Source organism: Undibacterium sp. Jales W-56, from assembly GCF_025548535.1.
Classification (GTDB): Bacteria; Pseudomonadota; Gammaproteobacteria; order Burkholderiales; family Burkholderiaceae_D; genus Undibacterium.
Genome location: NZ_JAJLQW010000003.1, coordinates 367,660 through 382,972 on the forward strand (window position 1 = coordinate 367,660; position 15,313 = coordinate 382,972).

Genomic DNA, 15,313 nt, shown 5'->3' on the forward strand with positions numbered 1-15,313 from the left:
TTTTGCTATTTTGCCATCTATTTATCATTCGAAGCCGCGCCTACCGATACCAAGGATCAATTCATCCGCTCAGGAACCGGGTTAAGCGTCAACGCATCGGCTGGTTTGCGACCGCGACCGGAAATCAACTGTACTAATTTTTTCAGACTGCGATAAACCAGGCGTAAGAAAGTCAGTGTGAACAGCGCTTCCAGCATCGTCATGATGAATCCCCATGCGGCGTTATAGCGCTCCATGCGGACATGCATCTTGAGCATCATGCGATCGCGGGCAATTTCGATGCTGTCGTAGAAGGTCGGTACCACCAGCAGTGTCAAAATCGTCGAAGTGATGGTGCCGCCGATAATCGCGATGGCCAGCGGACGATAGAATTCACCGCCTTCACCCAGGCCCAAAGCCACGGGCGTCATGCCGGCAATCAGCGCGAAGGTCGTCATCAGGATAGGGCGCAAACGGATGCGACCCGCTTGCATCAGAGCGTCTTCGCGATTCATGCCGTCGGCTTCATTTTTACGTGCGGCATCCAATAGCAGGATGGCATTTTTGGCGACCAGTCCCATCAGCATGATGATGCCGATGAAGCTCATCAGGTTCAGCGTGCTGCCCGTGATCAGCAAGGCCAGCACCACCCCGATCAGGGATAGCGGCAGGGACAGCATGACGCCCAAAGGTGCGGTGAAGGAGCCGAACTGGATCACCAGGATCAGGTACATCAGGCCGATACCGGAGATCAGGGCGATCAGCATCGCGCCAAAAACTTCTTCCTGATCCTGGCCGGAACCACCGAGTGACAGGCCGTAGCCGGGCGGGTAGTCAAAGGATTTGGCCAGCTTCATGGCGTCTTCAATCACTTCCCCGTTCGAGCGGCCCTGGGCATTGGCGGACACCGTGATGGTGCGTTTGCCATTGGCATGCTCGATACCGGACGGTCCCTTGCCCATGCTGATCGAGGCGATCTGATCGAGCGGGATCATTTGATTGGTACCGGTGACAGCAATCGGCAAACGTTCGATATTTTCTTTGCTGACACGGTCATCCGGATGCAGGCGCACGGCAACGTCGCGGGTCTCGCCGGTAGGATCAACCCAGTCGCCGACTTCGATACCGGCGAAGGCAACGCGCAAAGCCTGGGCCGCATCATTTGATGAAATCCCCATGGAATTCGCCAGGCCGCGATTGAGCTCTATCTTCAGTTCTTTTTTCGGGTCTTGTTCGGACAGGCCGATATCCACCGCACCCGGCACCTGGCGCAGTTTATCCATATAAGCGCTGGTGATTTCTAACAGCTTACGTGAATCCGGACCGGTAAAATCAATTTGCACCGGCTTACGCGCACCGTTGTTCAGGTCATCCAGCACCACATATTCAGCACCGACCAGCGTACGTACTTTTTCACGGAGTTCAACCGCGATTTCTTTGGCGCTGCGCTTGCGTTCGGTACGCTTGCCGATATCGACATAGATACGGCCACCGGCCGGGTTGATATTGCTGTTGGTGTCCTTGGTTTCCGGCAGTGTGCGGGCGATGGCGGCGGCACGTTCCATTTTCAGACGCGCATATTCCAGTGAAGAGGAGGCCGGTGTGCGCACTTCTATCATCAGGTTGCCGGAGTCGGCAGTCGGCAAGAAGCTGGTGCCGCCCCACTTCACTTGCAGACCCAAAGCAACGACCAGGCTGATCAGGGCGATCGCCCCCATCCAGCGTCGATGATGCAAGGCCCAGGCAATGACACGGCCATAGCGATCGGATTGGTGATCAAACCAGTCGTTGAAACGTGCAAGTACCTTGCTGATGCCTTTTTTCGGCGCAGTGTGATGATCGGCAGGATCGCCCCAATAGGCGGACAGCATGGGGTCGAGCGTGAATGAAATTCCCAGGCTGACTAATACCGAGCAAGTCACCGTCAAGGCGAAAGGGCGGAACCACTCGCCTGGCATACCCGGCATGAAGGCAACCGGGATAAATACTGCAATGATAGAAAACGTTGTCGCTGCCACTGCCAGACCGATTTCAGCGGTACCTTCGAGCGCTGCCGTGCGGCGGTCGGAGCCGCGTTGCATATGACGCACGATATTTTCCCTGACCACGATCGCATCGTCGATCAGTACGCCAATCGCCAGTGACAAGCCGAGCAAGGTCATGAAGTTCAGGGTAAAACCGCACAACCAGACGGCGATGAAGGCGGCGATCACCGAGGTCGGCAGGCTCAGCGCCGTGATCAGGGTGGAGCGCCAGGAATTCAGGAAGGCATACACCACAAAGATGGTTAAACCGGCGCCGAGGATCAGCGATTCGATCACATTGTTCAGGCTATTCTGCGCATCTTTGCCGCCGTCACGGGTAATTTCGAGTTTTGTACCCAGTTGTTCTTTATCGAGATCCTTGTTGATCTCTTTCACGGCTTCGCGTACCGATTTGGCGACGCTGACCGTGCTGGCATCACGGGAGCGGGTAATCTGGATACCGACATTCGGTTTGCCGCTACGGATACTCATCCCATTGACGTCGGCAAAACCATCTTCGATGCTGGCTACTTGGGCCAGCCGTACAATCTGGTCGCCATTGCGTTTAACCACGATGCCCTGGAATTCTTCCGGTGATTCAATCCGGCCGACCAGGCGAATGCTTTCTTCGTCCAACGTACCGCGTATTTTACCGACCGGTGCATTGGTATTTTGCGCACGCAAGGCGCCGACTACATCGCTGACTGAGACATTGAATTCACGCAATTTTTCTGCGCGCAGCAAGACCGACAATTCACGTTTCAGGGAACCATTCACGACCACTGTAGCGACGCCGCTGATGCCGCGCAAACGGTCGGCGAGTTTATCTTCTGCCAGGCGCGAGATTTCGGCATGCGTTTGTTTGCTGGACGAAAGCGCCATGTTGATGATGGGCTGTGCCGACGGATCCCAGCGCTGGATGATGGGCTCCCGCATTTCGCTAGGCAATTTATAGCGCACACTGGAAATCACATTGCGGACTTCATCCGTTGCTTCGATCATGTTTTTCTTGAACGAGAACATCACGTCAAATTGCGCATTGCCTTCACGGGCACTGGCATACACTTCAGTGGCACCCGAGATACTTTGCAGGGATTTTTCGATACGGTTGATGATCTCGCGCTCGACCGTGTCTGGCGAGGCGCCGGGGTAGGCGATGATCACGGACAGGCCTGGCACTTCGACATCGGGATTCTGATTCACGCGCAATTTGGTCAGCGCCAGTAGTCCCAGAGCCATCAGGGCGACGATCAGGACGATGGTCGCTGTCGGCCTTTTAATACTGAAGTCGGATAAGAACATGATTATTTCCCTTGCGCTGAGGTGGCGGCGGCCAGTGTGACTTTAGCGGCGGCCATCTCGATGGCCTGACCGTCCTTGAAGCCGGAACTCGGGCTGCGCATGATGATGTCGCCTGCTGTCAGGCCGCTGCGGATTTCGTAATTGCCGGTGCGCTGATCGCGTTTGCCGATTTGCAGGTCGACGCGGCTCAGGGTTTTGCCATTGACTTTCCATGCATAGGATTTGTCGCCCGCTTTGACTACTGCGGCCTCGGGTAGCATCAGGGCGCTGATGGTCGCCGCTTCGATATTGCCTTCGGCATACAAGCCAGAGACGCGTGGCTGGTTGCTATCGGCAAAGCCGACCAGCACCTCCACCTGGCGGGTTACATCATTGGCGGCGGGATCGACTCGGGTGACCTTGCCGCGGAATTCCTGTCCGGCATACCCGTTGATGCGGAAGCCGACCGGCTGACCGACTTTGACCATCGCAATCTTGTCGGTCGATACGCGCCCCGCAAAACGCATGCTGGTCGGATCAATGACTTTGACCAATTCCTTGCCGATAGACGCGGTGTCGCCGGCCGACACCTTGCGCTCGCTGACCACGCCGTCAAACGGGGCGCGCACCAGAGTGCGCTGCAATTGCTGGCGGGCCAGTACGGCGCGGGCTTTGGATGCCGACAGTTCGCTTTGGGCGCTATTACGACGGACTTCGGCATCATCGAGCGCCTGCATCGAGGTCATGCCGGAGGCGCGCAGCGTCTTGAGCCGCTGCAGCGCACGATCTGCCTGATCAAGCGCTGAGGCGGCATTGCGGGCATTGTCTTCGGCAGAACTGAGATTGTCGCGGATCGAGGTCTCATCGATCTTGACCAGGATGTCGCCGCGCTTCACGACGTCGCCATTCTCTTTCAGCACCTGCAGCACGACGGCCGAGACTTCGGCGCGCAGGTCAGCTTTACGTTCCGGCTGGATCGATCCGGTGATCACCGGCCCGGATGCCAGGGCATTGCTTTGCACCGTCATGATGTCTTCCGGCGCGATCGTCAGTTTGGCGACCGGTGGCGCCGGCTTGTTGTCCGCGGAAGCGCTCGCGCTGGCTGCAGAGCTGGCACTGGCCTTGTCGGCGTCTTTATGATCTTTGCTGCAGGCCGCCAGGGCAGATGCAATGGCGAGGACCAGTAGTGTTTTACGTAACATGATAAATCCCTGTGCAGGTGAATGAGGAGGAATGGGCTAGCTTATACAGATGGCGCAGTATCGGCCTGTATCAGACCAGCTTCAATCACTTAAGTTTCGAATTGCGGTTTTGGATGGATGAAATGCGGTTTTTGCGACCTGAAATGCAAAGCCCCGATCTGGCAAAGAGCTGCCATGACCTCATGAGGTGATTGCTTTAGCGCAGCATCGGGACTGGATGGGGAATGCATCTTGTACTATCCTGTGGCTTTAAAGAAAATAACCGGACAACCATGCACCGTGATAACCAGCCTGCCCGAGACGGCATCCAGTTCCGCGATGCTGTCATTGCCGATGCCGACCAGATTGCCGCTCTGGTCAACAGCGCCTATCGCGGCGACAGTAGCCGGCAAGGCTGGACTACCGAAGCGGATTTACTGCAGGGCAACCGGATTCACGCGGTAGAGGTGCGTGAACTGATCCAGGCAGACGATTCCTTGATACTGCTGTGCTTGCAAGGTGAAGAAATCATCGGTTGCGTGCATTTACAAAAAACCGGGGATGCAGCGTATCTCGGTATGTTCGTGGTGCAGCCGGGCCTGCAAGGCAATGGCATCGGCAAGCATTTCATGCACACTGCCGAAGTCCGCGCACAGCGCTGCTGGGGAGTCGATAAAATCTGGATGACCGTGATCAGCGTCCGGCAAGAGTTGATCGCCTATTACGAACGCAGAGGCTATGTCCGCACTGGCCGCTTCAAGCCTTTTCCCTCAGACAACGGCAAAGAAATAATGCTGGTCGAGCATCTGCAATTTGAAGAGATGGAAAAAATCCTGCCCGCGCTTCCTGCCATTGCAGGGTAGGCGGACTCAGTCGCGATAGAAGTACAGCACAGCGCATAACACAGCGCCAACCGCATAGAGCAGGCGGGTATCGCTGCCGATCAGATACGGGTAAAACATCAAGGCCACGCCCGTCCACTTGGTTTTGCTGCGCCCGGTTTTTTTGCCATAGCGATAGGCGGCGAAACCGAGGATGCCGAACAAGAGTGCGCCTGCCAGATAAGCCGGGGTCGGCATTAATGCCTCCAGCAGGGAGTGTAATTGTTGCTCTTCCATACGTTGGCCCAGCCCCTCATCATGAATATAGATGAGGGATGCTACTCCAAGCGGTGATGATCTGCACAGGCGAATAAACTAGAGTCTGCCTTTGATGGCCTCAATCAAACCATCTGACGCATCTTCAATGTAGTCAAGTACCAGATCAAAGCCGCGTGTTCCTCCATAATAGGGATCGGGTACTTCGTCGGCATCGCTGTGTCTGGCATAGCTCATCATCAGCGCGAGTTTATGTCGATGCGCGGCGGGACAAATCGTTTCGAGCATGGCGAGATTATGTTTATCCATGGCAAGCAGCAAATCAAAACGCGCGAAATCGCCGGCAACGACTTTGCGCGCTCTTTGCTTCGATAAATCAATGCCGCGTTTTGCGGCGAATTCTTGCGAGCGCGCATCGGGCGGTTCGCCAACGTGATAAGCATGGGTTCCCGCCGAGTCGAGCAACAAGCTCTGTTCCAGGCCGGCAGCACTGGCGCGTGCACGAAATACGCCTTCAGCCGTCGGCGACCGGCAGATATTCCCCATGCATACAAACAAGATCGCCAGCTTTTTTTCGGTCGTCATGAGCGAATACATTCTTTATTGAGTGATCTGTATTGTCACTCAAATTGATGATCAAGGCCATGTTGACGGCGCTTGAAAATTTTTCTTGCGCAACTACCCAAAAAATCGAAGTAACAATTCGCAACACATTCATTGTCAACACATTGGCATCGGGCCGCGTTCTTGGCATACGTAGATTGACTACGTAATACAAACAAACATAGAACAGGATTAATCATGAACAAGCTGATCGCCGCCTCCCTCGTTGCTGCTACCTTCGCCATGGGTACAGCGTTCGCACAAACACCAGCAACACCTGCTAAGCCAGCAGCGCCAACAGCTACCGCAGCGGTAGCGCAGGCAGCACCGGCAGCGAGTGTGGCAAAAACGCCGGCAACGCCAGCTGTCGCCGGTACAAAGACTGCAATGCCGACTGCCATCGCTCCAGTAGCCGATGTCAAAGCAGAAGCCAAACCTGAAACCAAGCCTGCTGCAGCAACGACACCTGCTGCAGAGAAAAAAGCCGCGAAACACACGAAACGCGCTAAGGCAAAACACGCTGCAAAAACAGCGCCAAAAGCAGACGAAGTGAAAGCAGCACCAGCAAAGTAACTCAGACTTAAACTCTGTTGCATTGCTTCAGTAACGGGCTATCACACATAAAAACAGCAGCTATCTGATTGATAGCTGCTGTTTTTTATTTGCCCAGAATCTGCTGTTTAGAGAAAGCATCCTAAGCCGCCTGCACGCATCGCATCACCGGCATTCCAAGATGACGGCGCGTGCTGGCGGCGACTTCGTCATACCAATACACGGCGGCATTTTGAATCGCCACTGGCTGGCCGGCATGATAGTGCTGGCTAAGTTCATCCCAGGTTTGCGCGCAGGCCTGCGCCAGCAGATCAGCACGGCCTTGCTGCATCCAGGCAGGTGCCAGCAAGTGTAGCGGGGCATCATGCAAACTGCCCAGCCAGAGTTGATGATTCACATCGTGAGTTAAAGGAACCACCGCGCCATCGGCTTGCACGATGAGGATCGGCGCTACTTCTGGTAAACGGGTAACCGGAAGACTGGGCACCAGGTGCCGATGATAGGTATGGAGCTGCTGCAAACTGATGGCATCGACATGCACTGTCACACCAAGTTGCTGTCCCAATCTTTTGGCTTCAGCCAGCGCGACCAATAATTCCAGTCCATCGGGTCTGGCATCGGCTAAGGTCTCTGCGGCACGGCCATACAGCGTCAGCGGATGTACCTGCACACTACGGGCGCCTTGTTGTGCGGCGAGCTGCACGACAAATTCCAGACTGTCGACATTGTGCTGGGTCAGTGTAAAGATCAGGCCGAAAGGCACACCGGATGCGCGTATCACAGCCAGGTGCGCGAGCGTTTTAGCATAAGCGCCTGGCTGCCCGCGCATGGCATCATGTTCTGCTTCGCTGCCGTCGATCGAGACGGCGACCACATCTAAAAAATCGCTGATCTGCGCCCAGCGCTGCGGTGTCGCCAGCATGCCGTTGGTGGTGATGCTGGTCAGCATGCCCAGTGCGCGCGCCTGTGACAACAGCTCGGGTAATTGTTTATACAACAGCGGCTCGCCGCCCGATACGGCGAGCTGCCGGTAGCCCAGCAGCGCCGCATCTTGTACACACGTCGACAACAAATTCCAGTCCAATTGTTCGCTCACCGAAGGCGCAGACGAGGTGTAGCAATGCAGGCATGCCAGATTGCAGCGGCGGGTCGGGTGCACTTGCAACACCGGCGCGATACCGGTCGGGCTTTGGAAAAGATGTGCGTCGATCTCAGTCATACCATCAGCCGCCAAAACTGCCGCCGCGAACCAGTTGCCCATCGAAACCTTGGATGTCTGGCAGTCCCGGTGTGACATCGCCGAAGTTCAACTCCATCCGGACCAGGTCAGGGAAAGGGGTGCCGTCGATAATGATCCTTGGCGGATGCATTTCGCCGCCATGTACGCGATGCCATTTCAGCCAGAACAGGATATCGTTGCCGCAACGTGGCGTATCGTCTCCCTCATAGCTAAGCGATAATTGCACGCCGGTTGCGCTGCTGCCGCCGACTACGCGGGCACCCAATACCTGGGCCGGTGATTCATCCAGGGCGCGGGCAATTTCGCGTACCGATTCTTCGGTCAGTGTCCGGTTTTTCCAGGCACTTAACAGTTTTTCCGAGCCACGTAATTTTTGGTTCGATATGTCGTTTGTCATTGCAATCTCCTTGTGAAAAATTTTTAAAAACACCCGCCGGCACAAATGCCTGCCGGCGAGCTTCACATTAGGTGATAAAAATGACAATGCAAATTAATTAATCAAATGGCAATGAAGGAATGCATAGCCCTTTTTTGAAAAAGGATCTTGAATTTATGCTGCAAGGCAATCAAAACTCATGCGAGATACCAGCAATAAGCTGATATGCCGACTGGTTTTTAAAACGGCATGAGCTTCATATCGAATACCCGCTCGACTAACCAGATCGCCGCCAGAAGCGCGATGATGGCTGAGCCGCCCAATAACACCAGACGCCGGTAGAACCAGCTAAACCGTAAGCCAAACGCCAGCGGCAGGAAGCCTGCAACAATCGCCAGCTGCCCCGCCTCTACCCCCAGATTAAAACCAACGAGCGCCAGTACCAGGGCGCCTTGCGGCAAACCAAGATCGGTCAGCACGCTGGCGAACCCAAACCCATGTATCAGGCCGAATAAAAACGCCATGATCCAACGTCTCTCGCGGAACAAGGGAAAAATATTATTCAATGCGGCGATCACTACGGAAGCCGCGATGGTCGATTCCACCCAGCGCGACGGCAGGCTGATGACGCCCAGGGTTGCCAAGGTCAGCGTGATTGAATGTGCCAGGGTGAATGCCGTGACGATCTTCAGGACAGACCAGAACGCGGGCTTAAAGGCACTGACTGCCTGCCATTTCTTATCTTGCCGCACTACAACGGCCGGCAGCAATAAAGCCAGCAAAAACAGGATATGGTCGAAACCTATCCAGATGTGCCAGACGCCTTCGCGAGCGTAATCGACGAACTGCTGCAACCGGCTCACCTGGTTTAAACGGAATTCCTGGCTGGCCTTGTCGGGACTGAAAATGGCGGTGCTGGACTGGCCCTGATATTCCAGCCGCAAGAGACCTTTATGCTGGGGATCGATATCAAAAAACAGGGTATAGCGCGCCTGCAATACGCTAACTGCTGCGCTGCATTGCGCCTTAAACCGCAATACCGCATAAGCACCGTCGGTATGATCATCAATTAAGCGCTCTGTGACCTGGATCGGACAAACTTTATCCTGGGTAGCCAAATGCAGACGCGACATCGCATAGGCGTCGATCTCCGCATGTTTGGCGCGCACCTCGCCCCAAGTAATCTCGGCATCGCCATTCGCATCCAGGCCGATCGCAAAATCCAGGTCGCGTAACGCAATATCCCATTGCCCGCTGATCACGCTGTCTTTGACGACCAGGCTGAGGTAGCTATCGCTTGGCTTATGCGCCCAGGCATTCAGCGCGCAAAAAAATCCAGCGAGTATCAGGAATAAACGTTTCATTGAGGTGCCGCCTGCAGCGCTGTTAATTGTTGGCCAAGGCGTATTAAATATGCATCCTCAATCCGGCTATTTGCCAGCCAGTGCAGCACGGGCTGGGCTGCATGCGGGTCTTTCAGGGTCAATGCCGCCTCCAGAAAAATACGCGCATCGCGTGGCTCCAGTTGCACTTTCCAGTTTTCCTGGGCCAGTGCCAGTGCTTTTTTCGGATTGTTTTGTACCTGCAACGCAAAACGGGCTTCCTCTTGCTGATGCACGGTGTCGCCTCTCAGTTGAGCGGCCACATAACGTGCCGCCAGCGTTGCTTCACGCTCTTTGGCCGCCGGCAAATTCAGGCGGCGCTCGGCAAATACCAGGCGCAGCAGCAAAGTGTCGGAACGGGTTTTATCTTTTAACAGTGCCACGACTTCTGCCGGACGTTGTTGGTCCAGCAAAAAATCAGCGTAAGCCGCGAATAAAAAAGTATCGGAGATGCCGAGTGCCAGCGCTTGTTTGAAATGCGTTTCGGTAAGTGCGATTTTCCCCTGGCGCTGGCTTAATTCGGCAAGGCGGGTGAGTACCCATAATTGCACGTCGGGGGCGACATTCTTTGCGCTGCTATAAGCGCCCAATAAAGTCGTATAAGCATCGGCCACTTTACCTGTCAGGCCATCCACCATCGCCTCGCATCCGATCGCGATGAGATCGCTGGTAAGACCCTGCAATGCACGGCAATCCGTTCTGGCCTGATCGTAGCTGGCTTGCACAATTTCGATCACGGCACGCAATACCCGTGCTTGCGGATGGCGAGGATTGCGCGCCAGTATGCTGTCTAAATCAGCGATAGCGCCGGAAAAATCGTGGCGGAACTGCAACAACCCGGCGCGCAACACCTGGACTTCCACCGGCGGCCGCGGCATCTCCCACCAGGGTGCCAGAGCCGCTTGCGCATAACCAAGGTAACGCGGATCGCCCTCTTCGCCCACCATCCCATAATAGCGATGCGCCAGCTTGACCGCGACCTCGAGACTGGTTGGGTTGCGCTGCAACTCGGCACGCATTTGCGCCAGCTCACGCGCCACCGGATCGTTCGGCTTAAACGGCAATCGTTCGAGTACCGTCGCGTCCGACGCCGGGATATGAGCAGCGCCAAAACTGGTTGTCGCACTGCAAAATAAAAGGCCGAAAATGAGAAAATGTCGCGACAGAACCTGAGCAAAAGAAGGCATTGGGAGTTCCAAAAACGAGTGCGATCGCAGGGTGCTATCGACCGGGCATCATACAACATGCGCCATAGCGCGCAAGTCGCGCTGGCCGGATGACAACGTTAAGCAGCCGCTAGTGTGAAACAAATCGACGGCAGGCTTCAACTATTCGCCTGACTATTTCCAGGTCAATTCTAGTTCTGCAGATAAATCTGATTTTATTTTAAAAAATAGATGGTCAACCACTTATAATTATTCTGCGTTATAGGTACAGGTTCATATGAATCGTAGATGTTTAACTTAATCGTTTAATTTCAGGGGTATAAAAATGAAAAAACTCATCGCTGCTTTGGTTACTAGCTTGTTCGCCGCTTCTGCTTTCGCTGCTGCACACACTGCTGCGCCATCCGCTTCTGCTTCTGCAATGGCATCTGCACCAGCAGCGTCTGCTGCAACAGACGCATCCGCACCGAAAAAAGCTATGAAGAAAAAACATGCTAAAAAAATGGCATCTGCTTCAGCATCCGCAGCTGCGCCAGCAGCTTCCAAATAATTGGTAAGCTGCGGCTTGTAAGACTATTTGTAAGCGGCAATCTCAGGCCGGGTGACCTGTCTGAGATCGCCGATCAGCCTCTTTTTCGTAAGGAAAAGAGGCTTTTATTTTTTGGAAACCGACTATTCATCCCCAGTTGATGTGCGTCTTGCGATAAACAGGACGCAGCATTCAGCCCTGATACGCTAAGCAAGGCTATCGGCATAAAAACAAGGCGATCCAGCGCCCTAGCAAGAACACCACCCACATGGACAGCATCAATTCGCCATGCCACGCTGGTTCTTTGAACTGACCGCCAGCACTTTCACGACTCTATCCAATCTGACGATCAATCCATACTTACCATCGTTAAAATGGTATTTACTTGCACTTTTAAAATACTTAATATACATTGATGTCAATAATTTCGAATTTTAAAGATAGTAAGTATCCAAAATGAAAACTTCCAAATCCCAGCAAGAGCAAACCCGGCGCCATCTGATCCGCACTGCGGTCGATATGATGACCGAACAAGGTTATGAGGCAAGCACCATGAAGCAGATTGCGCGGGCTGCGGGGATCGGTGATGCGACGATTTATAAATACTTCCCGACCAAAGAAAAGCTGCTGCTCGCCTACTACGAGCTGTGCATAGAAATCGTGCTGGAAGTCACGCTGGAGACGCCGGGTCTAGAGCAATTCGGCCTGCAAGAACGGCTGCAAAGGCTAGTCGACGCCTTACTGGAATTGCTGCTGGCAGATCGTGAGTTTGTCGAGATGACCCGCAGCGTCGTCGGTAAATCGCCGCTGTTGATGATGCGCGATCAGATGCCGGGTCAACAGGCCTTGAAAGCGCAGGTTATTGCGTTTATAGCCGCGGCGGAGCAGAGCAGCGAAATCGCTGCCTGCGATTTTAAAAACCTGCTGGGAGGTTTATTCGCCGACTACTTGTTTGCCGTGATTGCGTATTGGCTCAAGGATGAATCTGAAGAATTTTCCGACACCACGCAACTGGTGGATCTGACGCTGGCAGTGCTGGTACTGGCCTTGAAGAGCGGCGTGGTGAATAAACTGTCGGAACTCGCCAGCTTTTTAATCCGCAATCAATTGTCGCGCCTGATGCAAAACGGTTCCGGCTTGCTGGATATATTGAAGCTGGCCAAACGCGGCCTGGCTGCCTGAGCGCAGGTCGGATTAAGGATCAGATTATATGAGCAAAAATCCTCCGTCGAGCAAACTCGGCCGCAGCGCCATCAGCGGCCTGGCGCTCGCGCATGTGGGCATCAGCCATGTCGGGCATAAGGCGCGGCAGTTGACACGCAAGGACGATGCCAAAATCACGGCGCAGGATCAGCATGAAGCCGAGCTGGGACGCATCTTATTTCGCGCTTTAAATCAATTGAAAGGCACGGCGCTCAAACTTTCTCAGATGTTGAGCATGGAAACCGACTTTTTACCTGTCGGCATCCGCCGTGAATTAGCGAAAGGCTGTTATCAGGTCACGCCGCTGAACCGGGCGCTGGTGCATAAAGTGTTCAGCCGCGAATTCGGACAAGCGCCCGAGCAGGTGTTTGCCCAGTTTGATGCGGTCTCGTTTGCCGCCGCGAGTCTGGGACAAGTGCATCATGCGAGCCTGGCCGACGGCACGCAACTCGCCGTAAAAATCCAATATCCGGGCATCGCCGCATCGATCAGCAGCGACATCCGCATGCTGCGCGGCCTGCTGCACACCATGGCGCTTGGCTCCGATCTGATTCCCCGCAGGGAACTGGTGGACCGCATCATGAGCGAACTTGAACACAAGCTCGCAGAAGAACTCGATTATGGACATGAAGCCGCGCAACTGCGCTGGTTCGCCGAGCGGGTGCGCTTGCCGGGTATCGTGATCCCGGCAGTGCTGACGAGCCACTCCAGCCAACGCATATTGAGCATGCAACGACTCGACGGCCTGCATCTGGACGAATGGCTGGCAACCGGTCCCGATCAGGCAACGCGCGATCATTACGGGCAATTGCTGTTCGACTGGTTCTGGCATAGCGTCTGTGAACTCGGTCGCTTGCATGCCGATCCGCATCCCGGCAATTTTTTATTTATGGCGGACAGGCAATTGGGTGTGCTCGACTTTGGCTGCACCAAATCGATCTCTCATGGCTTTTGTGCGTCGATGGCCAAAGCCTGGCACGGCCTGCTGGACGGCAAGCTGACGAAATCCTTTGCCCCTGTACGGCTGGCGTATATCGAACTGGGTTTGATCCGGCCGGAGTTGAGCTTGCAGGATTTTGAAACGCAATTACTACCTGCGGCGGCGGCACTGATCGATTGGCAGTTGCAGCCTTTCACCATGCGGCGGTTTGATTTCCGGCATAAAACGGCTTATCCGGCACCGGATACCAGTCACGGCAAAACCCTGGTCAGGCTGGCGCAAACCTATCACGAAGACATGCCTTATTTTGATCGCGCCTATATGGGCATGATGCACATGCTGAAAAAAATCGGTGCGGTCGTCGATACCGGCAATCCCTGGCTCAATCCTGAGTTGTTTCGGCCAGCGCTGACTCAGGTCGCATGAGGTCAGAAAAATAGCTTCTCTACGGCACCGATCTATCCTAAACAAGACTTACGCAAAAACCGAAACCACTCACCCCAGAGACACGGAGACACCGAGAAAAGCCAGAGGAAAAACTCCATGGCGTATTGATATTAAAACGAAGTCGCAAGCTGGGTGCGCCTGCTGGCACGAAACGCCTTTGAAAGCTGCATCCGGCCTGCGGATTCAATGTGAACGCTGGCTTACCATTATGGGTAAGTCCTGATAAATAAAAAGGAAATTCTCATGTCACTAACTACCAGCTCAAAACGCCCCTGGATAGGCAAATGGTTTTGTTGGGTCGCGGCACTGCATACCATGTTCGCCTGCCTGGTTTTTGGAAAAATTTTTATACAGGTAGTACAACGCGGCGTTTTTAATAGCGTCGGCAATGATCCGCTGATTGCCGCTGCGATTTGGTTTCTACTCTTCGGTGCCGTGCTGGCGTTGCTGGGAATGGCAATACATACCTTGGAGCAGGCCGGCAATTTCCCGTCGGCACGCTCAATCGGGCTGGGTACGCTGATGTTGACGATCTTGGGCGTGGTGCTGATGCCTGTGTCGGGATTCTGGCTGGCGTTTCCACCGGCAATCGGCTTATTGCGCCGGAAGTCCTGAGCAATACATATGAATTTGCAACACCTCGTCATCCTGATCATTAAAACGACCATCACAGGAGTTCATCATGCAGTACGCCTACCACCATGCCGTTGCCAGTGATTTACCGGAGCATTCCCGCATTACCCGCTTGTATGACAAACCCGATCTGGCCGACGCCTATACGGTGCGCCTGCCAGCAGAGGCCAGCCATGATCCTGAAGTGCTGGCCCGATTTATCTTCGCGCAACAAGCACCCTGGACTCAACAATTAATGCGCTTACGCGACATATTGGTGGCGGGTTTCGGCATCAAGACTGCGCGCCAGCTGGAAGCCAGCGCCGCCGCCGACAGTCAACATATCCAGATCTTCAGAATCATTGAAAAAAGCGCGACGGAAATCGTGCTGGGCGAGAACGACATGCATCTGGATTTCAGACTATCCGTCATGCTGCACAGCGCGACGCTCGGCCAAGACACGCAACGTCACCTGACACTGTCGACCGTCGTGCATTGCCACAATATGTTGGGACGTGTGTACATCAGATTGATCGCCCCGTTTCACCGCGCCATCGTGCAGTCCTGTTTGCGCCGGGCGGCGCGGGCGGGTTGGCCTGCAGCGACCTGACTAATTGCTGGCCTGAGTCAGCCAACCTGGATCTTAGGCGGGTCAGCTCCACCAGATGCGGGCAGTGACAAAGCTGAAAAGCACCCCCCGC

Annotated in this window: 15 protein-coding genes; 6 read left to right on the top strand and 9 right to left on the bottom strand. The window is 54.6% G+C overall.

The features are described 5' to 3' along the window. Nucleotides 1-56: 56 nt before the first annotated feature. Together LPB67_RS10805 and LPB67_RS10810 are read right to left on the bottom strand one after the other, a co-directional pair. Nucleotides 57-3,305, bottom strand: a complete 3,249-nt coding sequence (locus LPB67_RS10805; RefSeq protein ID WP_262837186.1) for an efflux RND transporter permease subunit — start codon at nt 3,303-3,305, stop codon at nt 57-59. Nucleotides 3,306-3,307: 2 nt separating this feature from the next. Then, nucleotides 3,308-4,486, bottom strand: a complete 1,179-nt coding sequence (locus tag LPB67_RS10810; protein WP_262837187.1) for an efflux RND transporter periplasmic adaptor subunit — start codon at nt 4,484-4,486, stop codon at nt 3,308-3,310. Nucleotides 4,487-4,758: 272 nt separating this feature from the next. On the opposite strand from LPB67_RS10810, the gene LPB67_RS10815 reads away from it, so the two are divergent. Continuing rightward, nucleotides 4,759-5,328, top strand: a complete 570-nt coding sequence (locus LPB67_RS10815) for a GNAT family N-acetyltransferase (RefSeq protein ID WP_262837188.1) — start codon at nt 4,759-4,761, stop codon at nt 5,326-5,328. Nucleotides 5,329-5,334: 6 nt separating this feature from the next. On the opposite strand, the gene LPB67_RS10820 is transcribed toward LPB67_RS10815, so the two are convergent. Further along, nucleotides 5,335-5,583: a hypothetical protein gene (locus LPB67_RS10820; protein ID WP_262837189.1), complete on the bottom strand. Its 249-nt coding sequence runs from the start codon at nt 5,581-5,583 to the stop codon at nt 5,335-5,337. 78 nt (nt 5,584-5,661) lie between these two features. Beyond that, complete coding sequence (locus tag LPB67_RS10825; protein ID WP_262837190.1) at nt 5,662-6,147, bottom strand: low molecular weight protein-tyrosine-phosphatase; 486 nt, start codon at nt 6,145-6,147, stop codon at nt 5,662-5,664. Nucleotides 6,148-6,363: 216 nt separating this feature from the next. On the opposite strand from LPB67_RS10825, the gene LPB67_RS10830 reads away from it, so the two are divergent. Further along, a complete protein-coding gene (locus LPB67_RS10830; RefSeq protein WP_262837191.1) occupies nt 6,364-6,738 on the top strand; it encodes a hypothetical protein in 375 nt (124 codons plus the stop codon). Between the two features lie 121 nt (nt 6,739-6,859). On the opposite strand, the gene LPB67_RS10835 is transcribed toward LPB67_RS10830, so the two are convergent. From LPB67_RS10835 to LPB67_RS10855, 5 genes are all read right to left on the bottom strand, one after another. Then, nucleotides 6,860-7,936, bottom strand: coding sequence for a radical SAM protein (locus tag LPB67_RS10835; RefSeq protein WP_262837192.1), 1,077 nt, complete (start codon nt 7,934-7,936; stop codon nt 6,860-6,862). Between the two features lie 4 nt (nt 7,937-7,940). After that, nucleotides 7,941-8,354 carry a hypothetical protein gene (locus tag LPB67_RS10840; RefSeq protein WP_262837193.1) on the bottom strand — a complete coding sequence of 138 codons (414 nt, stop codon included), beginning with the start codon at nt 8,352-8,354 and terminating at the stop codon, nt 7,941-7,943. 218 nt (nt 8,355-8,572) lie between these two features. Continuing rightward, nucleotides 8,573-9,697, bottom strand: coding sequence for a HupE/UreJ family protein (locus LPB67_RS10845; RefSeq protein WP_262837194.1), 1,125 nt, complete (start codon nt 9,695-9,697; stop codon nt 8,573-8,575). Then, nucleotides 9,694-10,902: a hypothetical protein gene (locus LPB67_RS10850; protein WP_262837195.1), complete on the bottom strand. Its 1,209-nt coding sequence runs from the start codon at nt 10,900-10,902 to the stop codon at nt 9,694-9,696. The genes LPB67_RS10845 and LPB67_RS10850 overlap by 4 nt, the downstream gene beginning before the upstream one ends. A 276-nt stretch (nt 10,903-11,178) precedes the next feature. Further along, complete coding sequence (locus LPB67_RS10855; protein ID WP_262837196.1) at nt 11,179-11,427, bottom strand: hypothetical protein; 249 nt, start codon at nt 11,425-11,427, stop codon at nt 11,179-11,181. Between the two features lie 439 nt (nt 11,428-11,866). Between LPB67_RS10855 and LPB67_RS10860 the strand changes: the two genes are divergently transcribed. From LPB67_RS10860 to LPB67_RS10875, 4 genes are all read left to right on the top strand, one after another. After that, nucleotides 11,867-12,592, top strand: a complete 726-nt coding sequence (locus tag LPB67_RS10860) for a TetR/AcrR family transcriptional regulator (RefSeq protein WP_262837197.1) — start codon at nt 11,867-11,869, stop codon at nt 12,590-12,592. 28 nt (nt 12,593-12,620) lie between these two features. After that, a complete protein-coding gene (locus LPB67_RS10865) occupies nt 12,621-13,979 on the top strand; it encodes an ABC1 kinase family protein (RefSeq protein WP_262837198.1) in 1,359 nt (452 codons plus the stop codon). 264 nt (nt 13,980-14,243) lie between these two features. Continuing rightward, entirely contained in the window at nt 14,244-14,615 is a 372-nt protein-coding gene (locus LPB67_RS10870; RefSeq protein WP_262837199.1) for a DUF6463 family protein, read from the top strand. 67 nt (nt 14,616-14,682) lie between these two features. Next, nucleotides 14,683-15,222: a DUF2867 domain-containing protein gene (locus tag LPB67_RS10875; protein ID WP_262837200.1), complete on the top strand. Its 540-nt coding sequence runs from the start codon at nt 14,683-14,685 to the stop codon at nt 15,220-15,222. Nucleotides 15,223-15,313: the final 91 nt, after the last annotated feature.

Bases quoted from the DNA above. Each gene is read 5' to 3' on its own strand.
- LPB67_RS10845 (WP_262837194.1), bottom strand. From the start codon at position 9,697: ATGAAACGTTTATTCCTGATACTCGCTGGATTTTTTTGCGCGCTGAAT.
- LPB67_RS10840 (WP_262837193.1), bottom strand. From the start codon at position 8,354: ATGACAAACGACATATCGAACCAAAAATTACGTGGCTCGGAAAAACTG.
- LPB67_RS10805 (WP_262837186.1), bottom strand. From the start codon at position 3,305: ATGTTCTTATCCGACTTCAGTATTAAAAGGCCGACAGCGACCATCGTC.
- LPB67_RS10815 (WP_262837188.1), top strand. From the start codon at position 4,759: ATGCACCGTGATAACCAGCCTGCCCGAGACGGCATCCAGTTCCGCGAT.
- LPB67_RS10870 (WP_262837199.1), top strand. From the start codon at position 14,244: ATGTCACTAACTACCAGCTCAAAACGCCCCTGGATAGGCAAATGGTTT.
- LPB67_RS10825 (WP_262837190.1), bottom strand. From the start codon at position 6,147: ATGACGACCGAAAAAAAGCTGGCGATCTTGTTTGTATGCATGGGGAAT.
- LPB67_RS10810 (WP_262837187.1), bottom strand. From the start codon at position 4,486: ATGTTACGTAAAACACTACTGGTCCTCGCCATTGCATCTGCCCTGGCG.
- LPB67_RS10835 (WP_262837192.1), bottom strand. From the start codon at position 7,936: ATGACTGAGATCGACGCACATCTTTTCCAAAGCCCGACCGGTATCGCG.
- LPB67_RS10850 (WP_262837195.1), bottom strand. From the start codon at position 10,902: ATGCCTTCTTTTGCTCAGGTTCTGTCGCGACATTTTCTCATTTTCGGC.
- LPB67_RS10820 (WP_262837189.1), bottom strand. From the start codon at position 5,583: ATGGAAGAGCAACAATTACACTCCCTGCTGGAGGCATTAATGCCGACC.
- LPB67_RS10860 (WP_262837197.1), top strand. From the start codon at position 11,867: ATGAAAACTTCCAAATCCCAGCAAGAGCAAACCCGGCGCCATCTGATC.
- LPB67_RS10865 (WP_262837198.1), top strand. From the start codon at position 12,621: ATGAGCAAAAATCCTCCGTCGAGCAAACTCGGCCGCAGCGCCATCAGC.
- LPB67_RS10830 (WP_262837191.1), top strand. From the start codon at position 6,364: ATGAACAAGCTGATCGCCGCCTCCCTCGTTGCTGCTACCTTCGCCATG.
- LPB67_RS10875 (WP_262837200.1), top strand. From the start codon at position 14,683: ATGCAGTACGCCTACCACCATGCCGTTGCCAGTGATTTACCGGAGCAT.